Annotated in this window: 13 protein-coding genes; 8 read left to right on the top strand and 5 right to left on the bottom strand. The window is 55.4% G+C overall.

All coding sequences use genetic code 11. The features are described 5' to 3' along the window. Positions 1–54: 54 nt before the first annotated feature. Together ACFPLB_RS03465 and ACFPLB_RS03460 are read right to left on the bottom strand one after the other, a co-directional pair. Entirely contained in the window at positions 55–456 is a 402-nt protein-coding gene (locus tag ACFPLB_RS03465) for an AtpZ/AtpI family protein (protein WP_378227875.1), read from the bottom strand. Between the two features lie 232 nt (positions 457–688). Further along, entirely contained in the window at positions 689–1,873 is a 1,185-nt protein-coding gene (locus ACFPLB_RS03460; RefSeq protein WP_378227874.1) for a cell wall hydrolase, read from the bottom strand. A 166-nt stretch (positions 1,874–2,039) separates the two neighbouring features. On the opposite strand from ACFPLB_RS03460, the gene ACFPLB_RS03455 reads away from it, so the two are divergent. Further along, positions 2,040–2,390 carry an ArsC family reductase gene (locus tag ACFPLB_RS03455; RefSeq protein ID WP_378227873.1) on the top strand — a complete coding sequence of 117 codons (351 nt, stop codon included), beginning with the start codon at positions 2,040–2,042 and terminating at the stop codon, positions 2,388–2,390. On the opposite strand, the gene ACFPLB_RS03450 is transcribed toward ACFPLB_RS03455, so the two are convergent. Next, entirely contained in the window at positions 2,387–2,737 is a 351-nt protein-coding gene (locus ACFPLB_RS03450; RefSeq protein WP_378227872.1) for a DUF488 domain-containing protein, read from the bottom strand. The two genes, ACFPLB_RS03455 and ACFPLB_RS03450, sit on opposite strands and share 4 nt — an antisense overlap. Positions 2,738–2,758: 21 nt before the next feature. Further along, entirely contained in the window at positions 2,759–4,003 is a 1,245-nt protein-coding gene (locus ACFPLB_RS03445; protein ID WP_378228374.1) for an aminopeptidase, read from the bottom strand. Between the two features lie 229 nt (positions 4,004–4,232). On the opposite strand from ACFPLB_RS03445, the gene sbmA reads away from it, so the two are divergent. The 4 genes from sbmA (at position 4,233) to ACFPLB_RS03425 (ending at position 9,265) form a co-directional block, all read left to right on the top strand. Then, entirely contained in the window at positions 4,233–5,492 is a 1,260-nt protein-coding gene (gene sbmA, locus ACFPLB_RS03440; RefSeq protein WP_378227871.1) for a peptide antibiotic transporter SbmA, read from the top strand. 174 nt (positions 5,493–5,666) lie between these two features. Beyond that, positions 5,667–6,332 (top strand): tetratricopeptide repeat protein, encoded by a 666-nt coding sequence (locus tag ACFPLB_RS03435; RefSeq protein ID WP_378227870.1) that lies wholly within the window; start codon positions 5,667–5,669, stop codon positions 6,330–6,332. Positions 6,333–6,335: 3 nt separating this feature from the next. Beyond that, positions 6,336–7,772: a ribosome biogenesis GTPase Der gene (der, locus tag ACFPLB_RS03430; protein WP_378227869.1), complete on the top strand. Its 1,437-nt coding sequence runs from the start codon at positions 6,336–6,338 to the stop codon at positions 7,770–7,772. A gap of 158 nt (positions 7,773–7,930) precedes the next feature. After that, on the top strand, positions 7,931–9,265 hold the full coding sequence (locus ACFPLB_RS03425) for a glutamine synthetase family protein (protein WP_378228373.1): 1,335 nt from the start codon (positions 7,931–7,933) through the stop codon (positions 9,263–9,265). Between the two features lie 169 nt (positions 9,266–9,434). Here the strand turns inward: ACFPLB_RS03425 and rnk are convergent, their stop codons facing one another. Further along, positions 9,435–9,818 carry a nucleoside diphosphate kinase regulator gene (rnk, locus tag ACFPLB_RS03420; protein WP_378227868.1) on the bottom strand — a complete coding sequence of 128 codons (384 nt, stop codon included), beginning with the start codon at positions 9,816–9,818 and terminating at the stop codon, positions 9,435–9,437. A 548-nt stretch (positions 9,819–10,366) separates the two neighbouring features. Between rnk and ACFPLB_RS03415 the strand changes: the two genes are divergently transcribed. The 3 genes from ACFPLB_RS03415 to htpG all read left to right on the top strand — a co-directional run bounded on the left by ACFPLB_RS03415 (position 10,367) and on the right by htpG (position 14,808). Further along, on the top strand, positions 10,367–11,467 hold the full coding sequence (locus tag ACFPLB_RS03415; RefSeq protein ID WP_378227867.1) for a carboxynorspermidine decarboxylase: 1,101 nt from the start codon (positions 10,367–10,369) through the stop codon (positions 11,465–11,467). A 59-nt stretch (positions 11,468–11,526) separates the two neighbouring features. After that, the gene (locus ACFPLB_RS03410; protein ID WP_378227866.1) at positions 11,527–12,759 is read left to right on the top strand and encodes a saccharopine dehydrogenase family protein; all 1,233 of its coding nucleotides are present in this window, start codon (positions 11,527–11,529) and stop codon (positions 12,757–12,759) included. 162 nt (positions 12,760–12,921) lie between these two features. Next, positions 12,922–14,808: a molecular chaperone HtpG gene (gene htpG / locus ACFPLB_RS03405; protein ID WP_378227865.1), complete on the top strand. Its 1,887-nt coding sequence runs from the start codon at positions 12,922–12,924 to the stop codon at positions 14,806–14,808. Positions 14,809–14,868 lie beyond the last annotated feature (60 nt).

The following is a 14,868-nucleotide window of genomic DNA, read 5'->3' as shown; positions in this document are numbered from 1 at the left end:
CTCACAGGGCCTTAAATCTGTTTGCTCTTAAACGCCTGAAGTTTAAGACGCTTATTATTCTTTCGCATCAGGCTGAGGTTTTTCTTCTTCCCCCGCCTGACTTACCACACCTGCCGAGCGCAGAACATTCAAGACGCCAGCCGCAAAACCAACAAGCAGGAATATGACCAGCCCCCAGGGCGAAGTTCCGGCAAGGCGATCCACCATCCAGCCTATCGCAACACCCACCACCACACCGGCAATGAATTCGCTGGAAAGCTTGAACGCCTGACCATAGCCAGACGCACCGCCTGCTTGCGTGTCATTTTCCCCCTTCAGCGCTTTCGGGCGTCGTGCCGCCAGAGATGCCCCCAGCTTACGCCTGCGGCGCTCAAGGTCGTCGTCGCGGATGTTGTCCTTGCGCTCTTGCCCGGGGCCGGTTTTTCCGGTTCCGTCTGGCCCGTTTGTGCTGGCCATTTGAAACCTCCCTGCCCGCCGTCAAGTTCGCTGTCGGTCTGCATCCAGTTGGCGCGCAACATAGTTTCACCCCTCCCGCCCGTCAACCCACGGAAAGGTTTTCAAAAGCTATCTATTCACCCTTCCAAATCAATGGCTTATTGAAGTGCGACATAGTGCCCGAACCTGCAGGCAGGAGGAAAACAGAGAATCCTGGCCTTCTTGCGGCCTTGCGGGGTGCAAGTGCCGACACTCAGCTCCAGCCGCCGCCATAGGTGCGATAGAAAATATGCAGACCGATTCTGGTCATTCTCTTCATGCTGCGCGCCCAGCGGGGGCTGACATAATTGGCGTAATAATGGGTGGAGGAGCCAACTTCGGGCAGGAAAATTTTACCCGCAGTCACCGCTAGAGCAATTTCTTCCGCAATTTTGTAATGGCGGTGCTCGGTCACCACCTTCTTGCGGCCATCACAGGCAAAGGAAAACTGACAGCGGTTGCGCCAATGGTCATTTTGATAGACAACACCGCATACTGACCCCGGATAGGCTGGATTGCGAACACGGTTCAACACAACCTGCGCCACGGCCGCCTGCCCGCGCAAGGGTTCGCTGCGCGCCTCGAAGTAAATGGCGGTGGCCAGGCATTTCTGTTCTTTTTGGGAAAATACCGAAGCTGGAAGCGGATTGCGCAGCCAGGCATGGTCGCCCTTGCCCATGGGCGGAATGAACCGCCCGCCACCCGGTTGCTCTTCCTTCAAAAGCGCTGCAAATGGCGATGATTTTGCATAATTGGGTTCTGCGGGCGCATAGGCGGTGGCGAGAATATCAGGCTTGTTGTTGCTCACCAGACCGGCCAGCATGGTTGAAACGCCCTTGGCTGCTTTCGGTTCTTCACGCAGATGGAAAGCAGAAGCGATCTGCACCTCCTTGCCTTTGATCTGCGGTTTGACAAAAGCCATTTTGACACTGCCACCCAGTGCCGGTCGCAAAAGCGATGAGGTGCGCTGAAAGATTGAGCCGGCGGTAAAATTCTTTGGCGGAGCAACAGGCGCAATCTTGACCAGACGCCCGCTTTTGCCTTCACGCACAATGCGCTCTTCATCCGGGGTCTCGGCAACAACACCATTTTTGGACAGAAATGCCACTTTGCCGACACCCGGCAGCACCACACCTGAACCGGAAAAGGCGGCCGCAGAAGCCGCACTTGCCTGAAACGGCATTTCGGCGGCCTGGGTGGAGCCGGAAACAGACTTTTCAATATAGGCGTTCCAGCGCCTATCCTGATCAAGACCCGCAACAATGCTGGTCATGTCCTGAAAAGCGGTAGCGGTGGGAAAACCGACCCAGATGCCAAGCCCGAGAACCAGAGGCGCAAGGAAGGAACACTGGCTGGTGCTGGCGCCAGCCAACAGCCTCGTCAACACACGTCGATGCACGAAAACTCTCCAGACGCTACAAAACCCACTGGAGAGCAAAAATGAAGCATTAACCTTGATGCAGGGTTAACGGCGGGAAATTTCATGCCTTCCCCCGATCCGTCCTGACAAAGGGAAGCGAATCGGCTCTGCTTGCAAGAAGATCTTTTTTGGAAAGGACAGCCCGTTGAGCATCACTCTATATGGCATTCCCAATTGCGACACTGTCAAGAAAGCGCGCAAATGGCTGGAGGCGCGCGATATTGCTTACACATTCCACGATTTCAGGGCCGATGGGCTGGAACAGGCCATGCTTGAAGGATGGATCGGCAAGGTCGGCTGGCAGGTGCTGCTCAACAAGGCCAGCACTACGTTTCGCTCTTTAAGCGACAGCGACAAGCAGGATATGAGCGAGGACAAGGCCAAAGCCCTGCTGCTGGCGCACCCCACCATGATCAAGCGCCCGGTGCTGGAAAGGGGTGAAAAAATACTGGTCGGCTTCAAGCCACAGATTTATGAAGCGCAGCTTGAAGTTTAAGTTTCACGCAAGTAAGCCGCCAGCACCACCGCATTGTTATGGGCTTCATCATGGGCGGAATATAAAAGCGTGACCTTGCCTTTGCCCATTAGAGCGCGAAGCTCAGCCAGTGCTTCCTGCCTGTCGTCCAGTTCGGCACGATAGCGCTTTTGAAATTCGACCCAACGCTCGGGATCATGGCCAAACCAGTGACGCAGATCGTCACTGGGCGCAACATCCTTCAGCCACAGATCAAGATGGGCCTTTTCCTTCTTCATGCCGCGCGGCCATAACCGGTCAACCAGCACACGCTGCCCGTCATTGTCTGAAACGGGCTCGTAAATGCGTTTGACGACCAGTTCTGTCATGGCTTCATGCCCATTCGCGCTTTATGCCCATTCACCGGCGCGCATCACCGGTTCAATGCTGCCATCATCGCGGATGCCATCAATATCGACCTTGTCGGAACCAATCATCCAGTCGATGTGAATCAGGCTCTTATTGCCGCCACGGACTGCAATTTCATCAGCTGTCAACTTATCGCCACCGACAAAGCATTTGGAATAGCACTGGCCAAGCGCAATATGGCACGAGGCGTTTTCATCAAACAGCGTGTTGTAAAACAAGATGCCGCTCTTTGAGATCGGTGAGGAATGCGGCACCAGCGCCACTTCGCCCAGCCGGCGGGCACCTTCATCGGTATCGAGCACCTTGCCCAGCACATCGGCGCCCTTTGAGGCGCTCGCCTCGACAATGCGCCCATCCTCAAAGCGAACCGAAATATCGTCAATCAGCGTGCCCTGATAGGACAGAGGCTTGGTCGATGACACATGGCCTGAAACACGCAGAGCATGCGGCGTGGTAAATACTTCCTCGGTGGGAATGTTGGGATTGCAGGTGATGCCGTTCTTGGCAACAGACGCACCCCCCATCCATTCATGGCCCTCGGCCAGACCCAGTTTCAAATCCGTGCCGGGGCCTTTGAAATGCAGCGACTGGAAGCGATGACCATTCAGCCACTGCGTACGCTTTGCCAAAAGCGCATTGTGCTGACGCCACGCCTCGACCGGGTCCTCATTATCAACCCGGCTGGCGGCAAAAATAGCATCGGCAAGTTTGCGCACTGCCTCTTCATCTGTTTCTCCGGGAAACACCTGCCTTGCCCATTCCACTTCCGGATAGGCAAGAATGGTCCAGTTGATGTCAAAGCCGGTAATCTTTTCCAAAGCAGGCTGATAGGCTGTTGAATTGGCCTTGTTGGCGCGCGCCACCTTTTCCGGGTCCTGCCCTGCAAGCAGCGAAGGATTATCGCCACGCACGGCAAGGCGCGCTGCATTTTGTGAAAATGCCTTGGCCATGCCCTCCGGCAACCAGGCTGCAGCCCGGTCGAAACTGGCGTCTGAACCATAACGGAAACGGGCAAGGGTGATTTCATCATCGGAAAAAAGCGGAATAACCAGCCCGGCCCCGGCCTTATAGGCCTCTTCCACGATCCGGCGCGTCAAGGGCAGCGCTGCAATGGAAGATGTCAGCACCAGATCCTGTCCCGGCTGAAGCTGAAGCCCCACCTTGATGGCCACTTGCGCCATCCGGTCGAGCTTGACCGGATCGATCACGTTTGAAAAATCAGCCATGGGAGAAAGCAGGGGAGCCTGTTGCGTCATCACCAAAAAAACCTTGCAAAATAAGATGCCAAAACCATTACATAGAGCCCGGACAAGCAGCTTTCCAGTTTTATGCGCTGCGATTGTACCAAAATAGCCATGATTTTGATCTTGCTCGCACAAGACAAAATGTGACCTTATGGCCGCCTTGCCAGAGTGTCGCTTCAGCGTCGCTTCGCCCAGTTTATAAGGACAGCCCTTGTTCGTATCTTTCTTTCCCCAGCCCAGGCTGTTTTTCCTGTCCGTGGCCCTGTGGAGCGCCATACTGGTGGCCGTCTGGTTTTTGGGTGGCGCTGAACTGGGAAGCCTGATCGGCCTGCCCCCCGCAGCTGCCGATGCGCCCCCCATCATCGGCGTGTCCATTTTCTGGTCACCGCCCTTCTTGTGGTTTTACATCTATTTCCTGTTTGGGGTTTTGATCTTTTACGGTTTCTGGCGCTGGTATGCCCCCAATCCCTGGCAGCACTGGTCGATTTTAGGCTCTGCCCTGATCCTGTTCGTCGTCTATTTTCAGGTACAGGTCTCGGTGGCGGTCAACGCCTGGTACGGCCCTTTTTACGATCTCATTCAGGCTGTTCTTTCCAAAAGCGAAACCGCAACCCCCGACCGGCTTTACCGCGAAATCGGCTCCTTTGCCGGGCTGGCATTTGTTGGCATGAATATTGCCGTGCTCAATGCCTTCTTCGTCAGCCACTGGATCTTTCGCTGGCGCACCGCCATGAATGATTATTATGTCAGCCACTGGGAGAAGCTGCGCCATATTGAAGGTGCATCACAGCGTGTTCAGGAAGACACGATGCGGTTCAGCCAGATCATGGAAAATCTTGGCGTCGCCTTCGTCGATTCCATCATGACACTGATTGCCTTCACCCCGGTGCTGATCAATCTGTCCAAGCATATTGGCGAATTGCCGATCGTCGGCACGGTTGCACAGCCGCTGCTGATCGCCGCCATTGCCTGGTCGATTTTTGGCACGCTGGCGCTGGCGCTGGCTGGCGTCAAACTGCCGGGTCTTCAGTTTCGCAATCAGCGCGTGGAGGCTGCCTACCGCAAGGAACTGGTTTATGGCGAAGACCATGAAGACCGTGCCCAGCCGGTAACGCTTGGCGAATTGTTTGCCAATGTGCGCTATAATTATTTCAAGCTCTATTTCCACTATGTCTATTTCAACGTGGTGCGTTACACCTATCTGCAGGCCAACAACATGTTTGCGCTGCTGATCATGGTGCCATCGATTGCAGCACAAAAGCTGACGCTTGGCCTGATGAACCAGATCAGCTACGCTTTTTCGCAAGTGACCAGTTCCTTCCAGTTTCTGGTCAATTCATGGTCAACCATTGTGGAGCTTTTGTCGGTTTACAAACGCCTTCATGCGTTCGAGGCAACCCTTTCGGGCGGCGAATTGTCCAAAATCGATCAGCACTACATCGCAACAGGCGGCACAGAAGAGCACGGATGAGCCTATTTTCACCCCTGCCCCTTCCATGCTGGCAAATTTCAGCTAAAACGCTGACAAGCGCCCATACTCAAGCGCCCATACTGGCAAACGCCCCTGATAGTGACATGATCTGGCAGGGGCATGATCATGTCTGGCAATGTAAAAATGCCCGACGATACATAAACGGTTGAATAAATGGCCGACGATAGTTTTATCCGCGAAGTCAATGAAGAAATCCGCAAGGAGCAGGCACAGGCGATCTGGAAACGCTATGGCCCGGCAATCATTACCATTGCAATCCTTGTCGTTCTGGCAACCTCGGCCTTTGTTGCCTATCGCCATTGGGACGAAAGCCGTGCCAACCGCTCAGGCGATGCTTTTTCACAAGCACTCATGCTGGCCAATGAAGGCAAGGAGCAGGAGGCGCTTGCAGCCCTGACCGAGCTGGAAAAAGATGGCTATGGCGCCTATCCGGTTCTGGCCCGGCTGCGCGCAGCAACCTTCAAGGCCGATAGCGGCGATAGCGCTGCTGCCGTCAGCGAGCTTGACCTTGTTGCCGCCGACAGCGCCATTCCGCAGGTTCTGCGCGACATGGCAAGGCTGCGCGCCGGGCTTCTTCTGGTCGATAGCGGCTCTTACAGCGATGTTTCCGCCCGTGTTGAAACTCTGGCTTCAGACAGCGATGCACTGCGCCATTCCGCCCGCGAGGCATTGGGGCTTTCTGCATGGAAGGAAGGCAAGACAGCCGATGCGCTCAAGCTGTTTGAGCAAATCGCAGAAGATGATCAGGCGCCGCAAAACATTCGCCAGCGCGCCACTTTAATGTCCGAACTGATCCGCGGTTCGGGCAATGCGTCGTAAACCATGAGCTTTAAAGCCGCCATTATCGGCCGCCCCAATGTCGGCAAATCCACGCTCTTCAACCGTCTGGTCGGGCGTAAGCTGGCGCTGGTCGATGACACACCTGGTGTGACCCGTGATCGCCGCATCCATGCTGCAAAGCTCTATGATCTTGCCTTTGACGTGATCGACACGGCCGGTTTTGAAGATGCTCCGGCTGCCTCCCTGCCCGGCCGGATGCGGGCGCAGACAGAAATTGCCATCGAAGAGGCCGACGTCATCTTCTTCGTCGTCGACGCCAAGGCCGGGCTGATACCCGACGACCGGACTTTTGCCAATATTGTGCGCCGCTCCGGCAAGCCGGTGGTTCTGGTCGCCAACAAGGCCGAAGCACGCAACGCACAAGGCGGACTTCTGGAGGCATGGGAACTGGGGCTTGGTGAGCCGGTGCCGCTTTCTGCCGAGCATGGCATTGGCATTCCCGATCTGCGCGATGCCGTGGTTGAAGCGCTGGGTAAAGAGCGCGCCCTTGGCACGGGTGATGAGGACGACAATGAGGCTCTTGCCGCCAGCGAAGTTCTGATTGGTGAAGACATTACCGACCCGGACTCTGAAAATACCGCCTATGATGAGAGCAAACCACTGCGCATTGCCGTGGTTGGCCGCCCCAATGCCGGAAAATCCACGCTCATCAATGCGCTGATTGGCGAAGAGCGGCTGCTGACCGGCCCGGAAGCCGGCATTACCCGCGATTCAATCTCGGTCGACTGGACCTGGCAGGACCGCCAGATGAAGCTGTTCGATACGGCCGGTATGCGGCGCAAATCAAAAGTTCAGGAAAAGCTGGAACGGCTTTCTGTGTCTGACGGGTTGCGCGCCATCCGCTTTGCCGAAATCGTCATCATCGTGCTTGACGCCACCATTCCTTTTGAAAAACAGGATCTGCAAATTGCCGACCTGATCATTCGCGAAGGCCGCGCGCCGGTCATTGCCTTCAACAAATGGGATTTGATCGACAATCCGCAGCAGGTTCTGGCCGAATTGCGTGAAAAGACCGAACGGCTGCTGCCGCAGGTGCGCGGCATTCAGGCCGTGCCGGTTTCGGCTGAAACCGGACGTGGCCTCGACAGGCTGATGGAAGCGGTGATGCGCACCCACAAGGTCTGGAACAGCCGGGTTTCCACCGGCCGGCTCAATCGCTGGCTGGAAGGCATATTGGCCTATCATCCGCCACCTGCCGTGGCCGGACGGCGCTTGAAGATCAAATATGTGACACAGGCAAAAACCCGCCCGCCCGGATTCGTCGTTTCCTGCTCGCGCCCCGATGTCATGCCGCAATCTTATGTGCGTTATCTGGTCAACAGCCTGCGCGAAGCCTTTGACATGCCGGGCGTGCCAATCCGCATGGCGCTGCGCACCTCCGACAATCCGTTCGCCAATCGCGCCCGCAAAAGAAACTGATTTTTTTCAGCCTGTTGCTCCATCTTGGCAATTTGGAAACCGCCGGATAGTCTCATCCCTGAAATGGTTCATTTCTATGAAACATCAGGCAGGGCTTGTGTCGCATGCGCGCCTGTCAACCAGCCCGGAGGTGCCTCTTGAGTGAAAAGATCAGCACAATGCTGGACTGGCTGAAAAGCCGGCCCGACATTCACAGCCTGCGAGCCGCGGTCTGCGACCTGAACGGTATTTTGCGCGGCAAGCGCATTCCCGTCGATCAGGCAAGCAAGGCGCTTGAAGGCAAGCTGCGGATGCCTCTTTCGATCAGCGGCCTTGATGTCTGGGGCGAAGATATTGTTGGCAACAAGCTGGTCTTTTCAACCGGTGATGCCGATGGCGTGTGCCAATGGACCGGGCGGGGCCTGTTGCCGATGGACTGGACCGCACACCCCACCGCCCTTATTCCACTATGGCTGACCGAGGAAAGCGGCGCACCCTTTCTGGGCGACCCGCGGCAGGTTCTGGCGCGTATTCTTGAGCGCTACAAAGCGCTGAAACTGAAGCCGGTGGTGGCCACCGAACTGGAATTTTATCTGGTCGATCCCAAGCCTGAACGTCCACGCGGCCCCATCTCGCCAGTGACCGGCAGACGCCTTGATTCGGACGCGGCCCTTTCCATTGACGAGATCGACGATTTTGAAAGCTTTCTGCATGATGTTTATGCAGCCTGCCGGGCGCAGGATATTCCTGTCGATTCGGCCATTGCCGAAAATGGTGTTGGCCAGTTCGAAATCAATCTCAACCATACCGATGATGTCTTGCGCGCCGCCGACGATGCCATCCTGTTCAAGCGCACGGTCAGGGGCATTGCCCGCAAACATGGCTTTGTGGCCTCTTTCATGGCCAAGCCTTACGGCAAACGCTCAGGCAGCGGTTTGCATGTCCATTTCAGCCTGCTGGATGAAGATGGCGTCAACATCTTCGATGATGGCACCGCGCGTGGCTCAGACACATTGCGCCATGCCGTTGGCGGGCTTTTGGCAGCCATGGCGGAAAGTACGCTGGTATTTGCCCCGCATTTCAATTCGTTCCGGCGTCTGCGCCCCAACTCCCATGCGCCGACCACCGTGGCATGGGGCTATGAAAACCGCATGGTCGCCATCCGTATCCCGGGCGGGCCTACGGCAGCGCGCCGGATTGAACACCGTGTCGCCGGAGCCGATGCCAATCCCTATCTGGTTCTGGCCGCCATTTTAGGGGCCGCCCTCATCGGCATTGAAAGGCACCTCAATCCGGGGGAGCCTGCCACCACCGATGTTTATGAGCGCGACCTGCCCAAGCTGCCGCCCGACTGGGCCTCGGCTATTGCCAGCTTTGAAAGCGGCTCTATGGTTGCCGAGATATTTCCTGATGCGCTGCGCGGCTCGCTGGTTGCCTGCAAACGGCAGGAACTGGAAACCTTTGCGCTGCGGGTCAATAATTTCGAGTTCGAAACCTATCTGGAAACGGTCTGAAGCGCTTCATCGCTTCCCATAAAACGCACGGCGCTCTACGCCCGACGCTCTGGTTTTCAAAAATGCCAAGAGCATGACGATTTTTCTTGAACCGTCATCATGCTCCAGGCTCTTGTTTTTACGCATGTCTTTATCTCGAAACTGGTTCTTAAGTCTCGAGAGACAGGCTTTAGGCAGCAGTCTCCACCGCAGTGATGGTCAGGCGATGTGTGCGCCCGTCATTGGCTGTCCAGTTGATCGACTGGCCAACCTTGAGGCCAAGCAGAGCGGTGCCGATGGGGGTGAGAATCGAAACCTTGCCCTGCTCAATATCAGCCTCACCCGGATAGACCAGTGTGACACGGCGCTTGTTGCCATCGTCGGATTCATAGTCGACGGTAGCCCCCATCTGCACGGTGCTTTGCAAGGCATTGCCGGAAGCCGCCACCCTGGAGCGCTCAAGCTCGTTAAGCAGCGCATCGGCCATTTCCGGTTTCTTTTCCAGAAGCCCGTTGGCCAGTGTGGTCAACCGTTCATGATCGGCCTTGCTGATGATAATGCTGGGTTTACGCATGGCGTTTTCTGTCTTTATTGTACCGCGCAAACAGGCGGTAAGGTCAGCCCTGAAATTTCGCCTTCAGAGCCTACAGTTGAAGATATTGGCGCCGTTCTGCGCCGTCATGTTTGGTGCCGTTCTGCACCGTGAATATTTTTTAAGGATGGAGGCCCCCGGACTCGGGGGAACGAGGCCCGAGCCGGGTCAGCAGCCCATTAAGGGGTGGCTCCGAAACATGATACTGGTCCGCGTGTTTTCATGACTGACAGCTTGGATCATATTGGCCATTTGTCAAGCAGAACCCGCTTTGCAAACTTGTCACTTGAACTTGGCAGGGTGCTCCATTAGCTTTGGCTCCATGAAAATGATGCGAAAACCCAGACAGGAACCCGCAAGGTAAGCGGGCGCGGCCGCGGACGTAAATTCAAACGTCACCGGATCGTCATTTTCCATATCCATAAATCTGGAACACCCTGCCCGAAGCAGAACATAAAAGTTCCAGACAGCCCTTTTTTCACCCCCCCTATTAAAACCCCTTTTTCAGGTGGTTTTCCATGAGCAGGCCAATGACCATTCAAACCCCCTATTATCTCATCGATAAGGCAAGCCTGCTGCGCAACATGGAAAAGATTGCCACTGTTCGCGAAAAATCCGGGGCAAAGGCGCTTTTGGCGCTCAAATGCTTTGCCACATGGTCGGTATTTGATTTCATGCGCCCCTATATGGACGGCACCACCTCATCTTCACTTTATGAGGTACGGCTGGGCCATGAGAAATTCGGTGGCGAAACCCACGCCTATTCAGTGGCCTATGCCGATTATGAAATCGACGAGGTTGTTTCCCACGCCGACAAGATCATTTTCAACACCATTGGCCAGCTTGAGCGTTTTGAGGAGCAGGCCGCCAACATTGTGCGCGGCCTGCGGCTTAATCCGGGGATTTCCTCCTCCTCCTTTGACCTTGCCGATCCTGCCCGCCCCTTCAGCCGCCTTGGTGAGTGGGATGCCGAAAGAGTAGAAAAAGTCATGGATCGCATCAGCGGTTTCATGATCCATAACAATTGCGAGAATACGGATTTTTCGCTGTTTGACCGGATGCTTGGCCAGATCGAGGAAAAATTCGGCGCCCTGTTGAAACGTGCCGAATGGGTCAGCCTTGGCGGCGGCATTCATTTTACCGGCAAGGATTATCCGCTCGACGCCTTTTGCGAACGGCTGCGCATCTTTGCCGATCGTTTCGGGGTGCAGGTCTATCTGGAGCCGGGGGAAGCCGCCATCACCAAAAGCACAACGCTGGAGGTTTCGGTGCTGGATACGCTGTTTAACGGCAAGCAGCTTGCCATCGTCGATTCCTCCATCGAAGCCCATATGCTGGACCTGCTGATTTATCGCGAAAACGCCAAAGTCAGCCCCGATGAAGGCCCGCATCGCTATATGCTGTGTGGAAAATCATGCCTGGCAGGCGATATTTTTGGCGAATTCGACTTCCCCGCCGCGTTGAAAACCGGCGACCGCATCTCCATTCAGGATGCTGCCGGTTATACTATGGTCAAAAAGAACTGGTTTAACGGCGTCAACATGCCAGCCATTGCGATTCGTGAACTGGACGGATCGGTCAAAGTGGTTCGTGAATTTGATTTTACGGATTACGAACAAAGCCTGTCCTGAAAACAGGGGCTTTCAAGGGTCCAGACCCTCACTCCAAACAGAAGGAAATATCCCCCGGAATGAAAAAAAACGTGCTCATCATCGGCGCTGGCGGCGTGGCGCAGGTTGTGGCGCATAAATGCGCGCAGAACAACGATGTGTTTGGTGATCTCCATATCGCCTCACGCACCCTTGCAAAGTGCCAGTCCATCGTGGACTCCGTCCGGGAAAAGAAGGCTTTCAAGACAGAAAGCCTGTTTGAAGCCCACCAGATCGACGCCATGGATGTGACGGCAACCAAGGCTCTGATTGAAAAGACCGGCGCAAAAATCGTTATCAATGTCGGCTCGGCCTTCCTCAATATGAGCGTCATGTCGGCCTGTATCGAAACCGGGGCGGCCTATATCGACACCGCCATTCATGAAGACCCGGACAAGATATGCGAGACGCCGCCATGGTATGCCAATTATGAGTGGAAGCGCCGTGAGGAAGCTGAAAAGGCAGGCGTCACCGTCATTTTGGGTGCAGGCTTTGATCCGGGTGTGGTCAACGCCTATGCCAAGCTTGCCTATGATGATTATTTCGACAGCATCTCATCCATCGACATTATCGACATCAATGCCGGCAGCCATGGCCGCTGGTTTGCCACCAATTTTGACCCGGAAATCAATTTCCGCGAGTTTACCGGCCGCGTCTGGTCCTGGCAGGACAACAAGTGGACCGAAAACAAGATGTTCGAGATCGGCAAGGAATGGGACCTGCCGGTCGTTGGCAAGCAAAAGGCCTATATGACCGGCCATGACGAGGTGCATTCGATCTCACAAATCCTGAAAGTGCCGAATGTGCGCTTCTGGATGGGCTTTGGCGATCATTACATCAATGTTTTTACCGTATTGAACAATCTTGGCCTCTTGTCTGAAAAGCCGGTCAAAACCGCTGAAGGGCTGGAAGTGGTGCCGCTCAAAGTGGTCAAGGCCGTACTGCCTGATCCGGGATCACTGGCACCTGACTATACGGGCAAGACCTGTATCGGCGATCTGGTCAAGGGCGTGAAGGACGGTAAGGAACGCGAGGTCTTCATCTATAATGTGGCCGACCACAAACAGGCCTATGAGGAAGTCGGCTCGCAAGGCATTTCCTATACGGCGGGCGTGCCTGCCGTGGCTGCCGCCATGCTGGTTGCCACCGGCGAATGGGACGTGAAGAAAATGGCCAATATTGAAGAACTGCCGCCGCGCCCCTTCCTTGATCTTTTAGGCAGGATCGGCCTTCCAACCCGTATACGCGAAGGCGACAACGATCACGCTCTGTAAGATATTTTGAATGATTGAGAAAAAGGGCAGGCAAAAATCATTTTTGCCTGCCCTTTTTTATGTCTGATCTTCTGCCATAGGATCGACAGCATCTGATTCAAGTCTTGAAAATCCATACTCATATCGTCATCTGAAAGCCGGACAATTCAGGGACACGCCACCATGACGACCACAAAAATGGAAACCAGAAATTTCGAGGCCGATGTTGCGCGCCTTCTGCACATGATGGTGCATTCGGTCTATTCCGACCGCGATGTGTTTTTGCGCGAACTGATCTCCAATGCAGCCGATGCCTGCGAAAAGCTGCGCTATGAGGCCATCACCCAGCCTGACCTTCTGGGCGATGACCCAAAACCTCGCATCAGCATTTTTGCCGACCCTGAAAAGAAATCGCTCACCATCGAAGATAATGGCATTGGCATGAATGGCGAGGAGATGAACGAGGCGCTGGGCACCATTGCCCGCTCGGGCACCCGCGCTTTCATGGAGCGGCTGGAAGCAGCCAAGGGTGGCGAAAAGGCCGAACTGGTGGGTCAGTTCGGTGTCGGCTTTTATTCTGCCTTCATGGTTGCCGATCAGGTCGAGGTGATTTCGCGCCGCGCTGGCTCCGATGAGGCATGGCGCTGGCTGTCTGACGGCAAGGGCTCTTATTCGCTCGGGGCTGCCAATATTGACGATGCGCCCAAACGCGGCACGCGCGTGGTGCTGCATCTGATGGAAGATGCGCTTTCTTACACGCAACCCTACCAGCTTGAGCAACTGGTCAAATCACATTCCGGCCATGTGCCGGTGCCGGTTAGCCTGACCGACAAGCCCGATGCCGAACCGCACCAGATCACCGATGGCACCGCACTTTGGGTCAAATCCAAAAACGAAGTAACGCCACAGGACTACACCGACTTTTACCGCAGCGTTGCCGGGCAATATGACGAGCCTGCCGCCACCATTCATTTCCGTGCCGAGGGCCGTCAGGAATATAATGTGCTGGCCTTTATTCCCGGCTCACGCCCCTTTGACCTGTTCGACCCCGACCGCAGCGGCCATATGAAACTTTATGTGCGGCGCGTCTTCATTACCGATGATGCTCAGCTTGTGCCGCGCTATCTGCGCTTCATGCGCGGGGTGGTCGATTCTTCCGACCTGCCGCTCAACATTTCACGCGAAATGATCCAGCAAAATCCGCTTCTGGCCGCCATCCGCAAGGGTGTCACCAACCGAGTGCTGAATGATCTGATCAAACTGGCCGACAATGATGCTCAAGCCTATGACAAGATCTGGGAGAATTTCGGCGCGGTTCTTAAAGAAGGGCTTTATGAGGATTTTGAACGCAGCGAACAATTGCTGAAGCTGGTGCGCTTTGCCTCCACCACCTCCGGTGACAAGCCGCGTGCGCTGAGCGATTATGTGACTGCCATGAAGGAAGGCCAGAACGCCATTTATTTCATGAGCGGCGACGACCGCACAAGGCTGGAAAGCTCGCCCCAGCTTGAAGGTTTCAAAGCGCGCGGCATTGAAGTGCTGCTGTTGAGCGACCCCATTGATGCTTTCTGGACCGCCAATGCCCCCGAATTTGAAGGCAAGCCTTTCAAATCTGTCACGCAAGGCGGTGCAGAGCTTGCCGATATTGCACTGACCGACACACAAAAACCTGACACTTCAGAAGCTTCATCTGAAGTGAATGATTTTCTTGCCTTCATCAAAAAAACGCTCGATGAGGCTGTATCGGATGTGCGCGCCTCTGACCGCCTGACCGAAAGTGCTGTCTGCCTTGTCGCCCCCGAAAATGCACCCGACCGGCAATTTGAACGGCTGCTCAGTGCTGCCGGCCGGCTGGACACAACCGCCAAACCGGTTTTGGAAGTCAATCCGCACCATCCTCGCATTGCAGCATTGGCAAGGCTTGGCGAGAGCGAGAAAGATTTCCGCAGCGATGTCGCCCATCTGCTTTATGATGAGGCGCGGGTGCTGGATGGTGACCGCCCGGTGGACGCCAGAGCCTTTTCACAAAGGCTGGCGCGGCTGATCGAGCGCGGTCTGCCTGTCGCATAGGCACATAAAGAAAAATGGCGGGATCGGTTCCCGCCATTTTTATTTTCACGTTTGTAAAAT

Source organism: Aquamicrobium segne, from assembly GCF_042656785.1.
Taxonomy (GTDB): domain Bacteria; phylum Pseudomonadota; class Alphaproteobacteria; order Rhizobiales; family Rhizobiaceae; genus Mesorhizobium; species Mesorhizobium segne.
Note: the sequence above shows the minus strand (reverse complement) of the source record. Positions and strands in the feature narration are given on the sequence as shown.